The organism is Rhizobium sp. BR 314 (genome assembly GCF_047445805.1).
GTDB classification, from domain to species: domain Bacteria; phylum Pseudomonadota; class Alphaproteobacteria; order Rhizobiales; family Rhizobiaceae; genus Rhizobium; species Rhizobium lusitanum_B.
The window spans coordinates 51,678-70,021 of sequence record NZ_JARWLA010000012.1; the positions used below are offsets into that span (position 1 = coordinate 51,678).

Genomic DNA, 18,344 nt, shown 5'->3' on the forward strand with positions numbered 1-18,344 from the left:
CTGAGTGGAGTTGAGAGAAATATAACACGTAAATATCACAATTCAACATTTTAGTTGTGATATTTACGCGAAATTACGTTACAAACTGCGTCGACTACACTTTCAACAAAGCCCGCGCTGTTCGTTCATCGGTAATCAAACCGTAGAGACAGCGGCTTTTCAGCACGGCCCGGATGGCCTCGACCTTCGGCAAACCACCGGAGAGCGCAACCAGCCGCTCCTCTTTCGAACGCGGCAGCGATGCTGAAAGCGTGCGCGCCGTCAGCGTTGTTTCGAGGATATTGCCTTCCGCGTCGAAGAAATGGCCGAGGATTTCGCCGACGCCGCCGGCTGCGGTGACTTCCTTGATCTCGCGCGGCTCGACCATGCCGGACAGGACGAGCTGTGCGTCCGTATCGACGGTGCCGAGACCGACAAGTTTCAGCTCGGCTCCATTTGCCAGATCGAAGACTTCCCTGACACCGCGCTGCGCCAGAAGAACGTCGCGATCCTCGCGCGTATTGGCAAAGAACGGCACCGGCATCACATGCGCCTGCATGCCGGTCTTTTCGGCGATGCGGTGCATGACGTCATAGGGGTTGGCGGCATAGTTTCTGGTCAAACCACCGAGCAGCGACACGAAGCGCAAATCCTTGGCATTGACCCGCGCCAGATGATGAACGGCCGACGACAGCGTACGGCCATGGCCGAGGCCGATGACCTTGTTGTTGCCGCTCTCGATCTCCCGGCGGAGGAAGCCGGCACCAGCTTGGCCGAGTGCGCGAAACTCAAAACCATCCTCACCGAGGTCAGGAGCGACCTCGCAATATTGCAGGCCGAACCGCGCCGAAAGCTCTGTTTCCAACTCAACGCATTCGACGATGTCGCCGTCGATCGTCACTTTCACGACACCCTCGGCGACGGCGCGCGCGATCAATCGGTGTGCCTTGACCGAGGGAACGCCAAGGCGCTTTGCCACCTCAGACTGTGTCAACCCGCCGGCATAGTGCAGCCAGGCCGCCCGCACAGCGAGCGAAGCATCCGCATCCGTCATCGACCGTTCCTCTTCATTATGTCACGCATATGGTTCCGCCTGCTTATCTTTTAAGGCCCCGACCAGCTTGCCCCGGTATAGCCGCGTTGCTGATGGATTGCAGAATCGGGACTCGACTACCTCTGCGGTTAGATATGCAAGTCACCGACGCCCGTGTCGATATGAGGAGCCCAGAAGGCGACGCTTTCGGCGATCTGCGAGATAACCTGCCGATCGTTCGGCTCACGCTCCTTGAAGGACAGTTCAAGGCAGATCTCGTTATCTACGGCGCCACCTTGAGCGAAGGCCTCGAGAAGCGGCGCAGGCTGGATACGGCCCTTGGCGTTAAATTCCGCAGTAAAGGGACGGTGCCCACCCTTGTCCATAAGGCTTTGCTTGATGTGAATAATCGGCGAAACCTTCGGGACCGCACGCGCCCACGCGTAGGGATCAAAATCGTCCGGGTTTGCGGACGTAACGTCTCCGTGGTCGATGTCGGCCATCATCCACATTGGGATTGCAAATGGCGCCTTCGTCAACCTCTTCTGCAGGGAAAGACAGGCCTCGATCGTCTCGCCGAACTCGCGGCCGATGCTCATCGGCTCCCAGAAGATATAGGAGAGGCCGGCAGCGCGGGCATGTTCTGCCACCTCGCCCCAGCAATCGATCGCGATCTGGATAAGCTCCTCACGCCGGGTGGGATCGTCATAGTCCTTGTAGGTGAAGATCGCGAATTGCGTGCCGACGGAATGTCCGCCGAGGTCAGCCGTGATATCAGCAAAGGTCTTGAACCAGTCGACATAGTAGCGGCGAACGTCCTTGTCCGGATGGCCAAAGTGGTTGAGTCGGCCGTAAGGACCGGTCATGCCTGACGTCACGCGGACGCCGGTGCGCTTCAGCGCGGCCTGCATATCACGCGTCAGACGGCGAATGACAGGCGCCTGCCAGCTTGGATTGATGAACTCATGCGTCAGCTGCAGATCGCGGATGCGCAGATCGCGCGCCACCGTTTCGATCAGGTCGGACGGTTCCGCAAAGCGGTTCACCAATGGATTGGTGTTGAGTGAAAGCGTCAAGGGCATCGATATCGTCTCCCGGCAGATGTCAGTTGGTTCAGGCGGCAAGTGCCAGTTCGGTGTCGAACCAGGCGGAGAATATCGCCTTCTCCTCGACCGTCATGCGCAGCCCTTCCTTGGTGCGGCGCATCAGCACGTCTTCCGCCTTCTGCGCCCATTCGGAAGCGGCAAGATACCGGGCTTCGGCCTCATAGAGATTGCCGCCGAAATGGCGGCCGAGCCCTGTGAGCGAGGTTGCGTCGCCAACGATGAGCTTGGTGCGCGCACCGTAGAGATGCCCATAATGATTGACGAGCGTGCGCGGCATCCACGGATAGGCGCTACGGAGCGTATCCGTGAAAGACACATAATCGGCATTTGGAATTTCACCGCCCGGCAACGTGGCGCCACGTGTCCAGTCGCCGCCCATTTTCGGAAAGAACCGCGCAAGCTTCTGCATCGCATGTTCGGAGAGCTTGCGGAACGTCGTAATCTTGCCGCCGAAGACATTCAAAAGCGGCGCGCCACCGGTCTCATCGAGATCGAAGACATAGTCGCGCGTGACAGCAGACGGGTTGCCCTTGCCGTCGTCGAAGAGCGGGCGCACGCCGGAGAAGCTTTCCAGCACGTCGGAACGGCGCAGCTTTTCCTTGAAGTAGCGATTGACGGCGGTGATGAGATAATCGATCTCCTTCTCGTCTGCCTTTACCTCTTCCGGCTTGCCTTCATAGGGAATGTCGGTCGTGCCGATCAGCGCCTTGTCGCCTTCGTAAGGGTTGATGAAAATCACGCGCTTGTCGTGGTTCTGCACCAGATAGGCCTGCTGGCCGTTCCAGAATTTCGGCACGATGATATGGCTGCCCTTCACCAGGCGAACACTGCGGCTGCTGTTGGACCCGGCGACGCGGTGGATGATATCGTTGACCCAGGGACCGGACGCATTCACCAGCGCCTTGGCGCGCACGGTGCGCACCTCGCCCGAACGCGCGCTCCGCATCTGGACGATCCAGACGCCCTGATCGCGGCGGGCGCTGATGCAGGCCGTCCGCGTCAGGATCTGCGCGCCCTTGGCGGCGGCATCGAGCGCGTTGAGGACAACGAGACGGGCGTCATCAACCCAACAGTCGGAATATTCAAAGCCCTTGGAATACTGATCGAGGATCGGAGCGCCTTCGGGATCGCGATGGAGGTCGAGCGAGCGCGTGCCCGGCAGCTTCTTGCGGCCGCCGAGATGATCGTAGAGGAAGAGCCCGAAGCGCACGAGCCATGCCGGACGATCCGACGGGCTATGAGGAAGCACGAAACGCATCGGCCAGATGATGTGGCTCGCGGAATTGAGCAGGACTTCACGCTCGATCAACGCTTCACGCACCAGACGGAACTCGTAATATTCCAGATAGCGCAGGCCACCATGCACGAGCTTGCCGGAACGCGAGGACGTTCCCTCAGCCAGGTCGCCTTTTTCGCACATCATGACCGAAAGCCCCCGGCCGGCTGCATCGCGGGCTATGCCGGCACCGTTGATGCCTCCGCCGATGACGAAAAGATCAAAGATTTCCGGTTCCATCATGTCATGCTCCTTCGGATGCCTTTGGCATCATCAAATCAAATCTGAATACGGCGTCCACTCACGGTGCCCGACTAGTGCTGCGCCAGCTTGTCCCAAGCCGGCGCGATCGCCTGCCGCACATCCTTGTAGGCATCGAACAGTCGGTCATAGCGCTCGGCATTGTCGGCATCGGGCGCCTCGGCGTCGCCCAGCAGCGGCGTCACCCAGTCGGCAATACAGCTATCCATGTCGGGATATGCGCCGATGGAGACCGCCGCCATCATGGCAACGCCAGCGGCGCCGGCCTCTTCACGCTCCGAAATGCGCACCGGCGCTCTGACGGCCGCAGAAAGCGAGCCACGAAGTGCGCGCGAACGGGCAGCCCCCCCGGTGATGCGCAACTCCGACGGCATGTCACCCATGGCTGCATAGCAGTCGCGCGTGGCCATGCCGAGCCCTTCGACCACAGCCCTCAACATGTCGGCAAAGCCATGCCGTGTCGAAAGCCCCGTGAAACCGGCACGGGCATGGGCGTTGACGAAGGGGCCGCGCTCACCAGCCTCGGAAATATACGGATGGTAGAGAAGGTTGGTCGGGCGCGCTTCGGCAAACCAAGCATCGATGCGCGCTATGAGGTCGGAATAGGAGACCTTCCTGCCACCTTCGGACATCAGATCGGCCGCAATCCGAAGAATCCAGTCGATATTGATGGTCGCGCCCATATTGGTCTGGACCTGGGTGACAATGCCCGGGATCGGCAAGGCGATGACATAGCCGGTTCCTTCATCGTTGAGCTGGACGTCCGGCACGGCTTTCGCACGCATATGGACGCCGGTTGAACCGATCGTCGAGCAGGCGGCATTCTGACCGCCCGTGCGCACACCGGCGCCAAGCGCGGTCATGACCATATCTACATAGCCGAGGCAGACAGGCGTTCCCGCCAGCAATCCGGCCGCTTTTGCCGCGTCAGCGGTTAGAGGGTAGCTGATCTGAGTACCATCGATGATGTCAGGCAGAAGCGAACGCCGGCGCCCTAGGCCGAGCGCATCGATAACGATCGGATCATATTGCCGATTGCGAAAATTGCCGAAGGTGAAGCTTGCTTCCGACGGATCGGTGGCCCGAACACCCGTCAGGTTGAGATAAAGCCAGTCTTTGCAATGAAGCGATGCCTCGGCCCGATCCAGAAGCTCTGGCATGAAGCGGTCCATATGGGCGAGCTGCGTGCCCTGCTGGCAAGTATTGAGGCCTGTGCCGGTCGCCTCGAAGCGGGCGCGATTGTCGGAGCTGGCGCTCAGCTGCGTCACGGTCGGCGCAGCACGTGCATCGAGCCAGAGCCAGGCGTCTCCGACAGGAGCATTACCGGCTCCGACGAGCCATGTGCCATCACCCTGCCCCGTTACCGCAATTGCAGCCGTGCGTGACGCAAGATTCGCCACCTTCTCGCCAAGGCCACGCAGTGCGCTGACGCAATCCGCCCAGGTTTGCCCCAACGACTGCGTTACGGAACCATCATCGCCCGTCTCATAGCGATTTCGTGCCGACGCGGAGGCGATCTGCCGGCCGGACAACTCGAAGGCGACTGCCTTGAGAACCGAAGTTCCCGCATCGATCCCGATGATGATCCCGTCACTCTTAGGCACTGTGCACCTGCCCCATCACCGCCAGCCCCGCACCGGGGACGCCCGCATTCGCCAAAAACATATTCATTCCTCCCGGCCCATCCCCAAGGCTCGTTTTCAACCATCCCCGCATACACCCAGAGGGGAACGACCCTAGATAGAGCATTAGCCGTATTCGACACCGGAGGCGCCGCCAAACCATACACAAATGCAATCATCATATTGATCTCGCATTTATAACACAGAGATATCATGGTTGCAGTAATTTTTTTCTGGTATTGTAATTTTTTTCAGATAAAATGCGCAGGTGAGATCCTGATCAGATCCGCAACGATGCTGCCGGAGCGGGCCGAAGAAAAGAGCTTTCGAGACGCATGCGTCAGGCGGAGAAGCAAACTCAAGTTGCGACTGCCTTGAAAAACTTCTCCATATTATTTCGTTATATCAATGCAATAATGGATTCTTTTCCACTCTAGAGAAGCCCCATTCACAATATGATCGATGACTTCGCGCACGATTGGCAAAATGGAAGCGATAAAGCGTTGAGGGTGAGGAACTCAGGTTCGCAAGAGCACGGAGAACAGACAAAGCCTTACTTTTGCCGATTGACACCTTCTGAAATTTATAACATATGAAATACAGTTATTAACATAACTCTATCACGGAAGCCGTCGATATCGATGGCCACGGAACCAAGATGGGCGATCGGAGGAGACGGTCACCCGGCACGCTGAGGAGGCTCCTGATGCTGAACTCCCATTCCCGTCGCAGCGCGACTGGCAGCCGAGCGGAATGCCCGCAGGTCCAAGCTCGCGCATTGGCATCGGCTGGATCGTAGCCGGCACCACAGCACCTTTTCTCCCTCTCCATCAGGCAATCCGGCTCAATCGCCGAAGGTCGTTTGAACATGAATACGCAGACTCAATACACAATCGCCAGGCCGACGGGCTCCAAGCTCAAGATCGCAGCCGGAGTCGCCGCAGTGGTCATCGTGATTGGCGCCATTGCCGCCGATACCAAGGTCGTCGCGATCGGCTCCCAGCACGATGTGCGCGAACAGGGCTTTCAACCGGATAGCTTCGGCGCTCAGGAGTTTCCGAAGGTGCAGGCGGATGTCGAGAAACGCGCCGTCGATGCGGTGACGCTCGCCACCGCCGTCCTTGCCGACAAGAAGGCCGCGGGCGAAAAATATGGTGTGGCGACCAGCACCGGCCCCGTGCTCCCGGTATCCCTCAATGGCGCTTTTGGTGACCGCAAGGCCAACCTCAACGAGTTCAAGGTCGAGGGGCTTCCCGACGGTGTCGTTATTCGCGTCCAGACCGGACCGGCGATCAACGGCACCGAACTTCGCGACGCGACCGGTAATATTCAGTTCGGACAGTTCACCAACCAGATCGAATATCAGGACGCCGGCTCGGCCATCAACAACGAGATGAAGAAGGCAACCCTTCGCGGCCTCGATCCGGAAAAGCTGACGGGCAAGACGGCAACGATTGTCGGCGTGTTCAAACTCATCAACCCCAAGAACTGGCTTATCACTCCCGTAAAGGTCGAGCTGAAATGAGCCAGGCGAGAGAAAAACAGGCGCGCACGGGCGAAGTTGTTCTCGCCGCTCGTAACATCGCCAAGTCCTACGGCAGCGTCCATGCCCTCAAGGGTGTGAATTTCGACATTCGCAGCGGCGAAGTCACCACGCTCTTTGGCGAGAACGGCGCCGGCAAATCGACGTTGATGAAGATCCTCTCCGGCGTCATACAGCCGAGCTCGGGCGAAATCGTCCTCGATGGCAGCGCTATCAGCTTTGCCTCCTCCACCCATGCTCGCTCCTGCGGCATTTCCATCATCCATCAGGAACTGAGCCTCGCTCCCAATCTCAGCGTCCGCGACAATATCTTCATGGGTCGCGAGATCATGAAAGGCGGTGTGGTCGATTTTGCCGAGGAAGAGCGCCAGACACGCGCACTCATGGAGGAATTGGAGGAGGAAATCGATCCGCTCACCCCGGTCGAAGACCTGCGCCTCGGCCAGCAGCAGATTGTCGAGATTGCCCGTGCGCTCTCCGTCAATTCGCGCATCCTGATCATGGACGAGCCGACATCGGCGCTCAGTGCCACCGAAGTTGAGGTCCTGTTCAAGGTCATTCGCGATCTGACCAGCCGCGGCGTGTCGATCGTTTACATCTCGCACCATCTCGAAGAGGCGCTGCAGATTACCAATCACGCCGTCGTTCTGCGCGACGGCAATATGACGGCCTATGCCGAGCGCAGGGATATCGATCTTGAGTGGATCGTGCGCAACATGGTCGGCGACAATTTCGACCTTGGCAGCCCGCCAAGCGGCTACAAGATGGGCGATGTCGCGCTGACGATCGACAATCTCACCGTTCCCGGCCCCTCGGGTGCCGCTTACAACGCGGTCGATCGCATGTCGCTTCAGGTCCGTGCCGGCGAGATCGTCTGCATCTACGGGCTGATGGGCGCAGGCCGCACCGAGTTGCTCGAATGTGTCGCAGGTCGCCTGAGATCGAGCGGTGGCCGTGTCCTACTCGGGAGCAGTGACCTCGGCAATCTCAGCATCGCCGGCCGTATCGCCCAGGGCCTGGTCCTGGTGCCCGAAGATCGGCAGCGCGACGGCCTCGTGCAAACGATGACCGTTGGCTCCAACCTGTCGCTCGCCAGCATCGGCGCTTTCACCAAGGGCCTGTTTACGTCGACCGGCCGCGAGCGCTCGCTTGTCGACGCGTCCATTCGCAAGGTTCACATCAAGACCGATGGTGGCGAGGCCGCGATCGGCTCGCTTTCGGGCGGCAATCAACAAAAGGTCGTCATCGGCAAGATGCTGGCGACGGATCCCAAGGTGATCCTGCTCGACGAGCCGAGCCGCGGCATCGACATCGGCGCCAAGGCGGAAGTCTTCAAGCTTCTGGCGGAGCGCGCCAAGGAAGGTTTGGCGGTCATCTATTCGACGTCGGAAGTCGCCGAATGCCTGAGCATCGCCCATCGCATCATCGTCATGCACCGCGGCAAGATATCAGCCGAATTCGGTCCCGACGTCCCCAAAGAAAAGATCATGGCCGCCTCCGGCGAAGCAGTGGTCGCGCACTAGCCGCATTCATGGAGCACTGATTATGTCAGTCACGAACATCACAGATAAAAAGCCAGTTTCGAACGGACAGCGGCGGAATTTCAGTCTCGTGCGGCTGATCCTGGAAGGGCGCGCCTTCTTCGCACTGATCGTCATCATCGCGGTCTTCTCCTTCCTGTCGCCCTACTACTTCTCGCTCAGCAACTTCCTGACCATGGCCTCGCATGTGGCCATTTTCGGCATTCTTGCCATAGGCATGCTGCTGGTCATCCTCAATGGCGGCATTGACCTGTCTGTCGGCTCGACGCTCGGCCTTGCCGGCTGTATCGCCGGCTTCCTGATGCAGGGGGTCACGCTTTCAAGCTTCGGCGTCATTCTCTATCCGCCGGTCTGGGCTGTCGTGGTGCTGACCTGTGCGCTCGGTGCGGTCGTCGGGGCAGTCAATGGTGTGCTCATCGCCTATTTGCGCGTTCCGGCTTTCGTGGCTTCGCTTGGCGTCCTCTATGTCGCCCGTGGTATCGCTCTGCTGATGACCAACGGCCTTACCTACAACAATCTCGGCGGTCGTCCCGAACTAGGCAATACCGGCTTTGATTGGCTTGGCTTCAATCGCCTCGCCGGTATCCCGATCGGCGTCATCGTCCTTGCAGCCATCGCAATCATCTGCGGTCTCGTCCTTAGCCGCACCGCGTTCGGACGCTGGCTCTACGCCTCGGGCGGGAACGAACGCGCGGCCGATCTTTCCGGCGTTCCGGTCAAGCGGGTCAAGATCCTCGTCTACGTATTCTCGGGCGTCTGCGCCGCCATCGCCGGTTTGGTGCTGTCCTCGCAGCTGACATCGGCCGGCCCGACCGCGGGCACGACTTACGAGCTGACTGCGATTGCTGCTGTCGTAATTGGCGGCGCCGCATTGACCGGCGGCCGCGGTACAGTGCGCGGCACCATGCTTGGCGCTTTCGTCATCGGCTTCCTGTCGGACGGCCTCGTGATCATCGGCGTCTCGGCCTACTGGCAGACCGTCTTTACCGGCGCTGTCATCGTGCTCGCCGTGCTCATGAACAGCATCCAGTACGGACGCCGGACCAAGTCCAGCTGACGCTGCATACGAACTTGTCACTGATCGGAGACTTTTCGGTCAGAGAAAGAACCGCCGGTTCGCCGGTATCACCAAAGCTCATCAAAAAGGGAGAGAGACTAATGTTCAAAAAAGGTTTGCGCATCGTCATGGCAGCGGTTGCTGTGGCACCGCTTTTGACCGGAGCCGCATGGGCTGCCGGCCAGATCACCGTGATCGTCAACGATCCGTCCAACCCCTACTGGTTGACAGAGGGCAATGTCGCCAAGGCAACGGCTGAGAAGCTCGGCTACACGGCAACGGTCGGTGCCCACAAAGGCGATACCAACACCGAAAGCAATCTGATCGACACGGCCATCACCAACAAGTCGGTCGCCATCATCCTCGATCCGGCCAATGCTGATGGCTCCGTCGGCGCAGTCAAGAAGGCCGTTGCCGCCGGTATCCCCGTTTTCCTGGTCAATGCTGAAATCAACCAGGAAGGCCTTGCCAAGGCACAGCTCGTTTCCAACAACGCCCAGGGAGCTGCTATCGGCGCACAGCAATGGGTCGAAGCCGTTGGCGACAAGGGCAAGTATGCCGAACTCTTCGGCGCTCCGTCGGACAACAACGCCGCCACCCGTTCGAACGGCTATGAAACCGTTCTGACGCAGTATCCCGATCTGCAGAAGGTTGCCAAGGAAGTTGCCAATTGGGACCGCACCCAGGGCCACAACAAGATGCAGTCCATGCTCCAGGCTCACCCGGACATCACCGGCGTGATCTCGGGCAATGACGAAATGGCGCTCGGCGCGATTGCCGCACTCAAGGAAGCCGGCAAGCTCGCCAACGTCAAGGTCGGCGGCTTCGACGGTTCGCCGGATGCAGTCGCCGCCATCAAGGCTGGTGAATTGCAGTACACCGTTCTACAGCCGGTCGCCGTCTTCTCGGAAGAAGCCGTCAAACAGGCCGACAGCTTCATCAAGACCGGCAAGACCGGTGCCAAGAGTGAAAAGCAGCTTTTCGATTGCCTCCTGATCACCAAGGACAATGTCGCCAAGTACACGGCACCGTTCGTTCTGGCTCAGTAACGAAAACGGGGATGCCGGAAACGGCATCCCCTTCCTCTAGGCAGCCGCCGGCGGCTTCCTGGCAAAACATCAGGAAGAACTTGCAGTAGCCTCGGTAGTGAACTGTTCTTCCTACTCTTTTTCTTTAGAATGCCATTCGCTGCGGCAAATGTAATCCACAAGGCTCAGCGTCAGAGGCCAATGTGACAGACAAGACAAGCCCCACTGCCTTCCTCCAGGATGAATTGCCAAGCGACAGCCGGCAATCCCGGCAGATTGCCCGCCGGCAGATGATCGCCGAGGCGGTGATGGCGGAGAATTCCATCCGCATCGAGGATTTGACTGAGCGGTTCGGTATCAGCCTAATGACCGCCCATCGCGATGTCGATGAGCTTGTCAGTCGCGGCCTCTTGCGCAAGACGCGCGGCATCGTCACGGCGACCGCCACCAGCCTGATCGAGTCCAGCGATGTTTATCGCGCCAACCGGCAGGCCAGCGAAAAGAAGATGATCGCGACAGCCGCCATGCAGTTCATCGAACCCGGCCAGGCGATATTCCTCGACGATTCCACCACGGTCCTGCAAATGGCATCGCAATTGCCGGCCAAGGTTCCGCTGACGGCGATCACCAATTCGCTGACATTGATGAATGCGCTGAAAGATATGCATGATGTGAACCTTTTGGCGCTTGGCGGGCAATATTACAATTGGTGCAACGCCTTTATGGGCCGCATGACAATCAATGAAATCAATCGCCTGCGAGCGGACGTTGCCTTCATTTCTATGTCGGCCATCATCGATGACGTCGTCTTTCATCAGTCGCCCGAGCTGGTCGACATCAAGCGCGCGATGTTCAACAGCGCCGCGCGACGCGTCCTGTTGATGGACCACACCAAGTTCGAGCGGCGGGCGCTGCACAGCTTTGCCGCCCTTGACGAGTTCGACGTCGTCATCGTCGATGAACAGATCCCGGCGGCGCATCTCGAACGCATGCAGAGCAAGAACATCAACGTGGTCATCGCCAGGAGCGACAAAGAACGATCCTGACCATTGCTGCCATGCGGCCGGCGCCGGATCCTTCACCATCAGGAGTAACAGGAATGCCGAGTCTGCTCGGAATCGACAGCGGTCTTACCGTCACGAAAGCCGTGATCTTCGATGTCGACGGAAGGCCGCTTGCAGTCGCACGGCGCCGCGTGACCCAATTCATGCCGCACGCTCGCCATGTCGAACGCGACATGGACGAGCTCTGGACGCAGACGGCGGATGCCATCGCGGAAGCGATCAGGCTCAGCAAGCGCCCGGCAAGCGACATTCAGGCGATCGCCGCAACCGCCCATGGCGACGGAATCTATCTGCTCGACAGGGCGAAGAAGCCGCTCGGACGCGCCATTCTATCTCTCGACAGCCGCGCAGGATCGGTCATCGAACAATGGCTGAAAAGCCCGGTTGCCGACGAATCCTTGAGATTGACCGGCCAGGTGCCGCATGTCTCAGCACCTTCGGCGCTGCTTGCGTGGATCAAGGCCCATGAGCCCGAGCGTTTCGCTGCAATCGGCCAAATTCTAAGCTGCAAGGACTGGCTGCGCTTTTGCCTGACCGGCGTTACCGGCACGGATCGCACTGAGGCAAGCACCTCGTTCACTGATGTTTCGACGCAGGCCTATTCTGCGGATACGCTGAAGCTCTTCGGCGTTGCCGAGGTGGCGAGCGCGCTGCCGCATGCATCGCGATCCGATGAGGTCGTCGGACATGTAACCGAGGCCGTGGCAATACGCACTGGCCTTGCAGAAGGCACGCCTGTCGTCGCCGGCCTGCATGATGTTACCGCGTCCGCACTTGGAGCAGGTGGCTATGGCGAAGGGGTGGTTGCGGTCATCGCCGGGACCTATTCGATCAACGAGACGCTTTCTTCCACGCCGCGTGTCGATCGCCGCTGGTTTTGCCGTAATGCGATTGCGCCAGGCCAATGGAACAATATGTCGATCTCACCGGCCTCATCTGCAAACTACGAATGGTTTCTGGACAAGTTATGCGCCAGCGAAATCGCAAGCTCTGAAGCGGCCGGCCAATCCATTCACGCCCTCCTCGCCCCCGAGATCGAGGCGGCATTCCACCGGCCATCGAGCGCATTGTTCCACCCCTATCTGTTCGGCTCGCCCTATGGTGCCCAAGCAAGCGCCAGCTTCTTCGGCCTTGGCGGCTGGCATGATCGCGGCGACATGCTGCGGGCGGTTCTTGAGGGGATCGCCTTCAACCATAGAATTCACGTCGATGCCCTAAGCGACGGTTTTTCCTTCAATCAGGCAAGGCTCGCGGGCGGCGTGTCGCGCAACCCGATCGTCGTGCAGATGTTTGCCGATATCCTCGGCATGCCGGTTACGACCACGGAAACCGACGAGGCCGCGGCTTGGGGAACTGCCCTTTGTGCCGGCGCCGGCATCGGTGTATATGCGAGCCCGCAGAGCGATCCGCGTGATGTTGCAGGGATCGCCACGACCTACCATCCAGACCCGCATCGTAGCGCTGACTATCGAGCTCGTTACGACCTCTTCAAGGACATTGCCGAAGCCATGACGCCGCTCTGGCCGCGGATCGGTAGTCTCGCCTCCCAAACCTCCCAAGACTAGACCGCCAATTGCGCCGCGCGGGGCAAGTTCTGTCGCGGCAATTCAGCAGGACGATGATGTTATGACCGATATGGCTGCCGATCTGAAACAACGTTTCTCGCAACTTCAAGACGGGGATATCGACGTCGTCATTCTCGGTGCAGGCGTCAATGGCGCCGGATTGTTTCGCGATCTTTGCGCTCAAGGCGTCAACTGCCTGATCGTCGACAAATCCGATTTTGGTTCGGGAACGAGTGCGGCCCCCTCCCGCCTGATCCATGGCGGCCTGAAATATCTGGAAACCGGCGAGTTCCGGCTGGTCGCTCAATCGGCGCTCGAGCGGAACCTTTTGTTGAAGAACGCGCCACACTGCGTCGAGGCGCTACCGACATTCGTGCCGATCTTCTCGTGGATGCGCGGCATACCAGCCGCGCTTCAAACGCTCTTCGGGTCGACGACGGCGCCACGCAGCCGCGGTGCAGTCTTGATCAAGATCGGGCTTGCGCTTTACGATTTCTTCGGCTCGCGAAACCGCGTGATGCCGCGCCACCGGTTCCTGCTGAAGGGTCGCGCGCTCAAGGAAATGCCGCATGTGACACGCCAGATCGTTGCGGGCGGCATTTATTACGACGCCAAGATCAGTCGGCCGGAGCGCCTGGTCTATGAATTGGTCAATGACGGGCTTGAAGCCAATAAAGGATCGCTCGCCGCCAATACAACGGCACTTGTATCTTCCGCCGACGGACTGCTGACCTTCCAGCGCTCGGACGGCCATGCCTTCTCCGTCAGGCCGAAGCTAGTCGTTAACGCCGCTGGCCCGTGGATCGATCATGTGAATGCCGCACTAGGGGCGTCCGCCCATCTGATCGGCGGCACTAAGGGCTCGCATATCCTTCTCGATCATCCGGAACTGGTGCGCAGCCTCAACGGCCATATGATCTATTTTGAGGCCGATGACGGCCGGATCTGCCTTGTCTACGGTTATCTTGGCCAGGCACTGGTCGGCTCGACCGACATTCCCTGCGACGATCCGGACAATGTGCGATGCGAAGAGCATGAGATCGACTATTTCATCGACAGCGTGCGATCACTGCTACCGAGCCTGCGCTTCGACCGCGATCAGGTTACTTACAGTTACAGCGGCATCCGCCCCCTGCCTGCTTCGGACGCCTCGTCACCGGGTCTCATCAGCCGCGATCACTCCGCACCGGTCTTCGAACCGCAGCCAGAACGCCCTTTCCCGATCATCTCGCTGGTTGGCGGAAAATGGACGACATTCCGCGGCTTTGCCGAGGAAGTGGCCGATACCGTGCTTACTCGCCTTCAGCATAGCCGCAAACAGTCCACGGAGCGTCTCGCCATCGGCGGCGGTCGGGATTTTCCGACAGACTCCAACGCGCGTGCAAGCTGGATCCGGTCGATCGCCGTCAAAACCGGCGTGGAGATAAGTAGGGCGGATGAGCTACTCAGCCGCTACGGCACCACGGCCGCGGCAATCCTTGCCCATCAATCGGACTATAGTGACAATCAACGTATTATCGGCGCGCAGCGCCACAGCGCGCTTGAGATCGATTGGATCGCACGACAGGAACTGGTCGTCCATCTCTCCGATATCGTCTTTCGCCGCACGACTTTGGCAATCGAAGGCTTGCTGACGATCCAGGGCTTGCGCGAAATCGGCGCAATTGCCGCGGCCGCTTTGAAATGGGATGCACAGCGCCTCGCCGAGGAGATCGACGATGTCGTCACGGCCCTTTCGAAATTTCATGGTCAGACATTGACTGAAGAAAGCGTGCGACGAACAGCAAGCCCGGCGGCGCGCTGATCATCTGTCGGAAAACGGCCAAAGCTCAAGACCACCTCTTTTAGCGCTTGGCCATCTCCGCGACCTAAAGCGACCGAATGAGCGTGATCGGTCAAGGCCAACTGTGCCAATGGTCTCTGCCGATCGCTCATAGACAGTCGTAGCTCCCGTCCTATCGCGCGGAGATCAGACGGTCTCGGATCGTCGTAGAGCATATAGCATTTGCCGCAATGTCGCCTGCAAGCTATCCATCCGGACGTTGACCCTGGGCATATCGCTCTCAATTGCCCATATCGCAGAGGACTTCGCCTTCATCCCAACACGGCCGGGCACCTCACACGAAAACCTCTCCTTGTTTCGATAAAAACATTTGACTGCCGGCGGATCAGATGTTTTCTATAGATAAAAAACAGATCCGGCGCGACTGGGGATGGTTCGAGGCCATCTCGAGCGAGCTGGAACAGCAATCAATATTGCATCTATGAGGCAACTTGCGTGAGCTCGCGGATTATCCAATTCGGCACAAGCCGGTTCCTGCAGGCACATGCAGCACTGTTCGTGCATGAGGCGAAACAGTCCGGCCAGGATGTCGGCCCGATTACCGTCGTACAGATTTCCGGCGCGAACAGCCGCAGCGGCCGCGTCGCAGCCTTCAATAACACAAATGGCTATCCTGTGATTATCCGCGGCATGTCAGACGGACTGCCCGTAAACCACACGGTGCAGGTCAAAAGCGTCGTACGCGGCCTTTCCGCGACGGAACATTGGGAGGAACTCTCATCGCTCTTTGCCGAGAATGCCGAATTCGTCATCTCCAACACTGGCGACACGGGTTATCAGACCTCGCTGGAAGAAGATTGCTTTGGTAATGACAGCCAGATTCCGCACTCCTTCCCCGGCAAGCTTGCAGCTCTCCTCGTCAAGCGCTGGCAGCGATCCGGTCGGCCACTCGTTATTCTTCCCTGTGAGCTGATAACGGCCAATGGGAAGGTTCTAAGAGAGGCGGTCATCGATTGCGCAAAGCGCAACAGGCTGCCGGCTGACTTCTTCGCTTGGCTCGACGCCCATGTCGCCTTCGCCGAGACGCTGGTCGACCGTATTGTTTCCGAGCCGATCAATCCGATCGGTTCCGTCGCGGAGCCCTATGCGCTATGGGCGATCAAACGCGCACCGGGAGTGCGACCGCCATGCAGCCATCTCAGCATCGTGCTGACGGATGACCTCGAACCCTACGAGCGCTTGAAACTGCATATCCTCAATCTCGGCCACACCTTTCTTGCAGAAATCTGGCAGCGCGAAAATCGATCTGCGGATGAAACCGTGCGCGGCATATTGGTGGACGATGACGTGTGCGCGAGGTTGGAGACTCTCTACCAAAGCGAAGTGCTGCCCGGCTTTGCCGCAAATTGCATGGCCGACGAGGCCAAGACCTATATCGCAACGACCCTCGACCGCTTCCGCAATCCATTTCTCGATCACCGCATTGCGGATATCAGCCAGCACCATCCCGAAAAAGTCTTTCGCCGCATTCGCTCCTTCCTCGTATGGGCAGATGAAGCGGGAAGTCATTCAAGTGCTCCTACGCTGAGGGAAATTGCCGCGCGATATCCACTGAAAGAGGTCGCACAATGATCGCTTCTGACAAACCAGAATGCGTTACCTTGGGGATCAACAACGAGCCAACAGAAGTTCCAGACCGTCCTCTTATCTCCGCATGAGGCGGTTATTTCCAACACCGACGCTCCTGAACCTTTTAAGAGTGCATCACAATGAAGACACTGATCTGTAACGAACCCGGTAAGCTCTCGCTGATTGAACGCGATGTCCCTACGCCAGCCCCGGGAGAGGTACTGGTGCGCGTCAGACGTGTCGGCATTTGCGGCACGGACTTCCATATCTACCAGGGCAAACACCCGTTCCTCCAATATCCGCGCGTCATGGGCCATGAACTCTCCGGCACAGTCGAAGATGCAAATGGCTCTACCCGTCTCCGGAACGGCGAGAATGTTTACATCGTCCCCTACCTCGCCTGTGGCAAATGCGTTGCCTGCCGCCGCGGTGTGACCAATGCGTGCCAGAGCCTCTCAGTTCTTGGCGTCCATTGCGACGGCGGGATGACCGAGTTCATCTGCGTGCCCGAGCAGAATGTCGCCTCGGCCGGCAAGGCTTCGCTGGATGAAGCTGCCATGATCGAGTTTCTGGCCATCGGCGCCCACGGGGTCAAGCGCGGCGGCATCACTGCCAAAGATCGCGTCCTCATCGTCGGCTCAGGCCCGATCGGCATGTCTGCCATCATCTTTGCCAAGGCGCGCGGTACCGACGTTACCGTCATGGACACGCGCGAAGACCGATTGGAATTCGCCCTCGCTACGCTCGGTGCCGACCGCACACTCATCGCCAACGATGAAGCGGAGGCGCAAGCAAAACGTGTGACCGATGGCGACTTCTTCGACGTCGTCATCGACGCAACCGGCAACGCCCGCGCCATGCAACGCGGCTTCGGCTTTATCGCCCATGGCGGCCGCTACGTTCTTGTCAGCGTCGTCCGCGACGATATCACTTTCTCTGATCCGGAGTTTCACAAGCGCGAAGCCACGCTATTTGCCAGCCGCAATGCCCAGCCGGATGATTTCGCCGAAGTGGTGAAGCAAATGGAGAGTGGTCGAGTGCCGACGGCGGCATTGAACACGCATCAAGGTTCGTTAGACGACGGACCGGAAGTGTTTAAGCAGTGGTTGAGGCCGGAGGCGGGCGTGATCAAAGCGATCTTGGCGGTCGACTAACTTGCCACATGATAAAATCGCAAACCGTCAACCTACATCCGAAGTGGACATGCATTGCAACGCTCGGTGGTCGACAAAGACGCGGCAAGATTTTCCTGCCGCGTTAGCCCTTATGAAATATGTCGATGTCGGGTACATCAGGCCTTAGATCGGTTTATGCGAAGGTCTCTGCATCTGCTAATAATGGTTGTCGCTGATCCTTTGGAGAAAGAGTGAGGGCACCGCTAGCGCCCCAGTCGATCGCGATCTGCGGGTCGCTCCAACGAATGCCACGATCACTCTCGGGAGAGTAATAGTTAGTGGTCTTGTAGAGGAACTCGACATCATCGCTCAATGTCAGAAAACCGTGCGCAAACCCTTCCGGGATCCAAAGCTGGCGTTTGTTTTCCGCGGAGAGAAGGACGCCGACCCACTGTCCGAACGTCGGTGAAGATTTGCGGATGTCAACTGCGACATCATAAACCTCGCCAACCACGACACGCACGAGCTTGGCTTGGGCATGCGGCGGCAGTTGGTAGTGGAGACCACGCAGGACGCCTCTTCCCGATCGACTATGGTTGTCCTGCACAAAATCGACGCACCTACCAATCGCCGTATCAAATTTCGCTTTGCTAAAACTTTCAAAGAAGAAGCCGCGATCGTCGGAAAAAACCGCTGGCTCGATGAGCTTAACATCCGGAATGGCGGTATCGATAGCTTTCAT

General features: G+C 58.9%; 14 protein-coding genes. 9 read left to right on the top strand and 5 right to left on the bottom strand.

Annotated features, from left to right (window positions below):
- Positions 1-94 precede the first annotated feature (94 nt).
- From QD461_RS16960 to QD461_RS16975, 4 genes are all read right to left on the bottom strand, one after another.
- The gene (locus QD461_RS16960) at positions 95-1,033 is read right to left on the bottom strand and encodes a sugar-binding transcriptional regulator (protein ID WP_414088775.1); all 939 of its coding nucleotides are present in this window, start codon (positions 1,031-1,033) and stop codon (positions 95-97) included.
- A gap of 128 nt (positions 1,034-1,161) precedes the next feature.
- Entirely contained in the window at positions 1,162-2,094 is a 933-nt protein-coding gene (locus QD461_RS16965) for a sugar phosphate isomerase/epimerase family protein (protein ID WP_414088776.1), read from the bottom strand.
- Between the two features lie 31 nt (positions 2,095-2,125).
- Entirely contained in the window at positions 2,126-3,637 is a 1,512-nt protein-coding gene (locus QD461_RS16970) for a glycerol-3-phosphate dehydrogenase (RefSeq protein ID WP_414088777.1), read from the bottom strand.
- Between the two features lie 71 nt (positions 3,638-3,708).
- Positions 3,709-5,259, bottom strand: a complete 1,551-nt coding sequence (locus tag QD461_RS16975; RefSeq protein ID WP_414088778.1) for an FGGY-family carbohydrate kinase — start codon at positions 5,257-5,259, stop codon at positions 3,709-3,711.
- 886 nt (positions 5,260-6,145) lie between these two features.
- Between QD461_RS16975 and QD461_RS16980 the strand changes: the two genes are divergently transcribed.
- The 9 genes from QD461_RS16980 (at position 6,146) to QD461_RS17020 (ending at position 17,641) form a co-directional block, all read left to right on the top strand.
- Positions 6,146-6,802: a DUF2291 domain-containing protein gene (locus QD461_RS16980; protein ID WP_414088779.1), complete on the top strand. Its 657-nt coding sequence runs from the start codon at positions 6,146-6,148 to the stop codon at positions 6,800-6,802.
- Positions 6,799-8,343 carry a sugar ABC transporter ATP-binding protein gene (locus tag QD461_RS16985; RefSeq protein WP_414088780.1) on the top strand — a complete coding sequence of 515 codons (1,545 nt, stop codon included), beginning with the start codon at positions 6,799-6,801 and terminating at the stop codon, positions 8,341-8,343. Before QD461_RS16980 ends, QD461_RS16985 begins: the two co-directional genes overlap by 4 nt.
- Positions 8,344-8,365: 22 nt before the next feature.
- Complete coding sequence (locus tag QD461_RS16990; RefSeq protein ID WP_414088781.1) at positions 8,366-9,418, top strand: ABC transporter permease; 1,053 nt, start codon at positions 8,366-8,368, stop codon at positions 9,416-9,418.
- A gap of 101 nt (positions 9,419-9,519) precedes the next feature.
- Positions 9,520-10,467 carry a D-ribose ABC transporter substrate-binding protein gene (locus tag QD461_RS16995; RefSeq protein WP_414088782.1) on the top strand — a complete coding sequence of 316 codons (948 nt, stop codon included), beginning with the start codon at positions 9,520-9,522 and terminating at the stop codon, positions 10,465-10,467.
- 269 nt (positions 10,468-10,736) lie between these two features.
- Positions 10,737-11,492 carry a DeoR/GlpR family DNA-binding transcription regulator gene (locus QD461_RS17000; protein WP_414088872.1) on the top strand — a complete coding sequence of 252 codons (756 nt, stop codon included), beginning with the start codon at positions 10,737-10,739 and terminating at the stop codon, positions 11,490-11,492.
- 53 nt (positions 11,493-11,545) lie between these two features.
- Entirely contained in the window at positions 11,546-13,075 is a 1,530-nt protein-coding gene (locus tag QD461_RS17005) for an FGGY-family carbohydrate kinase (protein WP_414088783.1), read from the top strand.
- Positions 13,076-13,136: 61 nt separating this feature from the next.
- Positions 13,137-14,879 (top strand): glycerol-3-phosphate dehydrogenase/oxidase, encoded by a 1,743-nt coding sequence (locus QD461_RS17010; protein ID WP_414088784.1) that lies wholly within the window; start codon positions 13,137-13,139, stop codon positions 14,877-14,879.
- A gap of 474 nt (positions 14,880-15,353) precedes the next feature.
- Positions 15,354-16,490 carry a mannitol dehydrogenase family protein gene (locus tag QD461_RS17015; RefSeq protein ID WP_414088785.1) on the top strand — a complete coding sequence of 379 codons (1,137 nt, stop codon included), beginning with the start codon at positions 15,354-15,356 and terminating at the stop codon, positions 16,488-16,490.
- 137 nt (positions 16,491-16,627) lie between these two features.
- On the top strand, positions 16,628-17,641 hold the full coding sequence (locus QD461_RS17020) for a zinc-binding alcohol dehydrogenase family protein (protein ID WP_414088786.1): 1,014 nt from the start codon (positions 16,628-16,630) through the stop codon (positions 17,639-17,641).
- Positions 17,642-17,795: 154 nt separating this feature from the next.
- Here QD461_RS17020 and rfbC read toward each other — a convergent pair whose 3' ends face one another.
- Positions 17,796-18,344: a dTDP-4-dehydrorhamnose 3,5-epimerase gene (gene rfbC / locus QD461_RS17025; RefSeq protein WP_414088787.1), complete on the bottom strand. Its 549-nt coding sequence runs from the start codon at positions 18,342-18,344 to the stop codon at positions 17,796-17,798.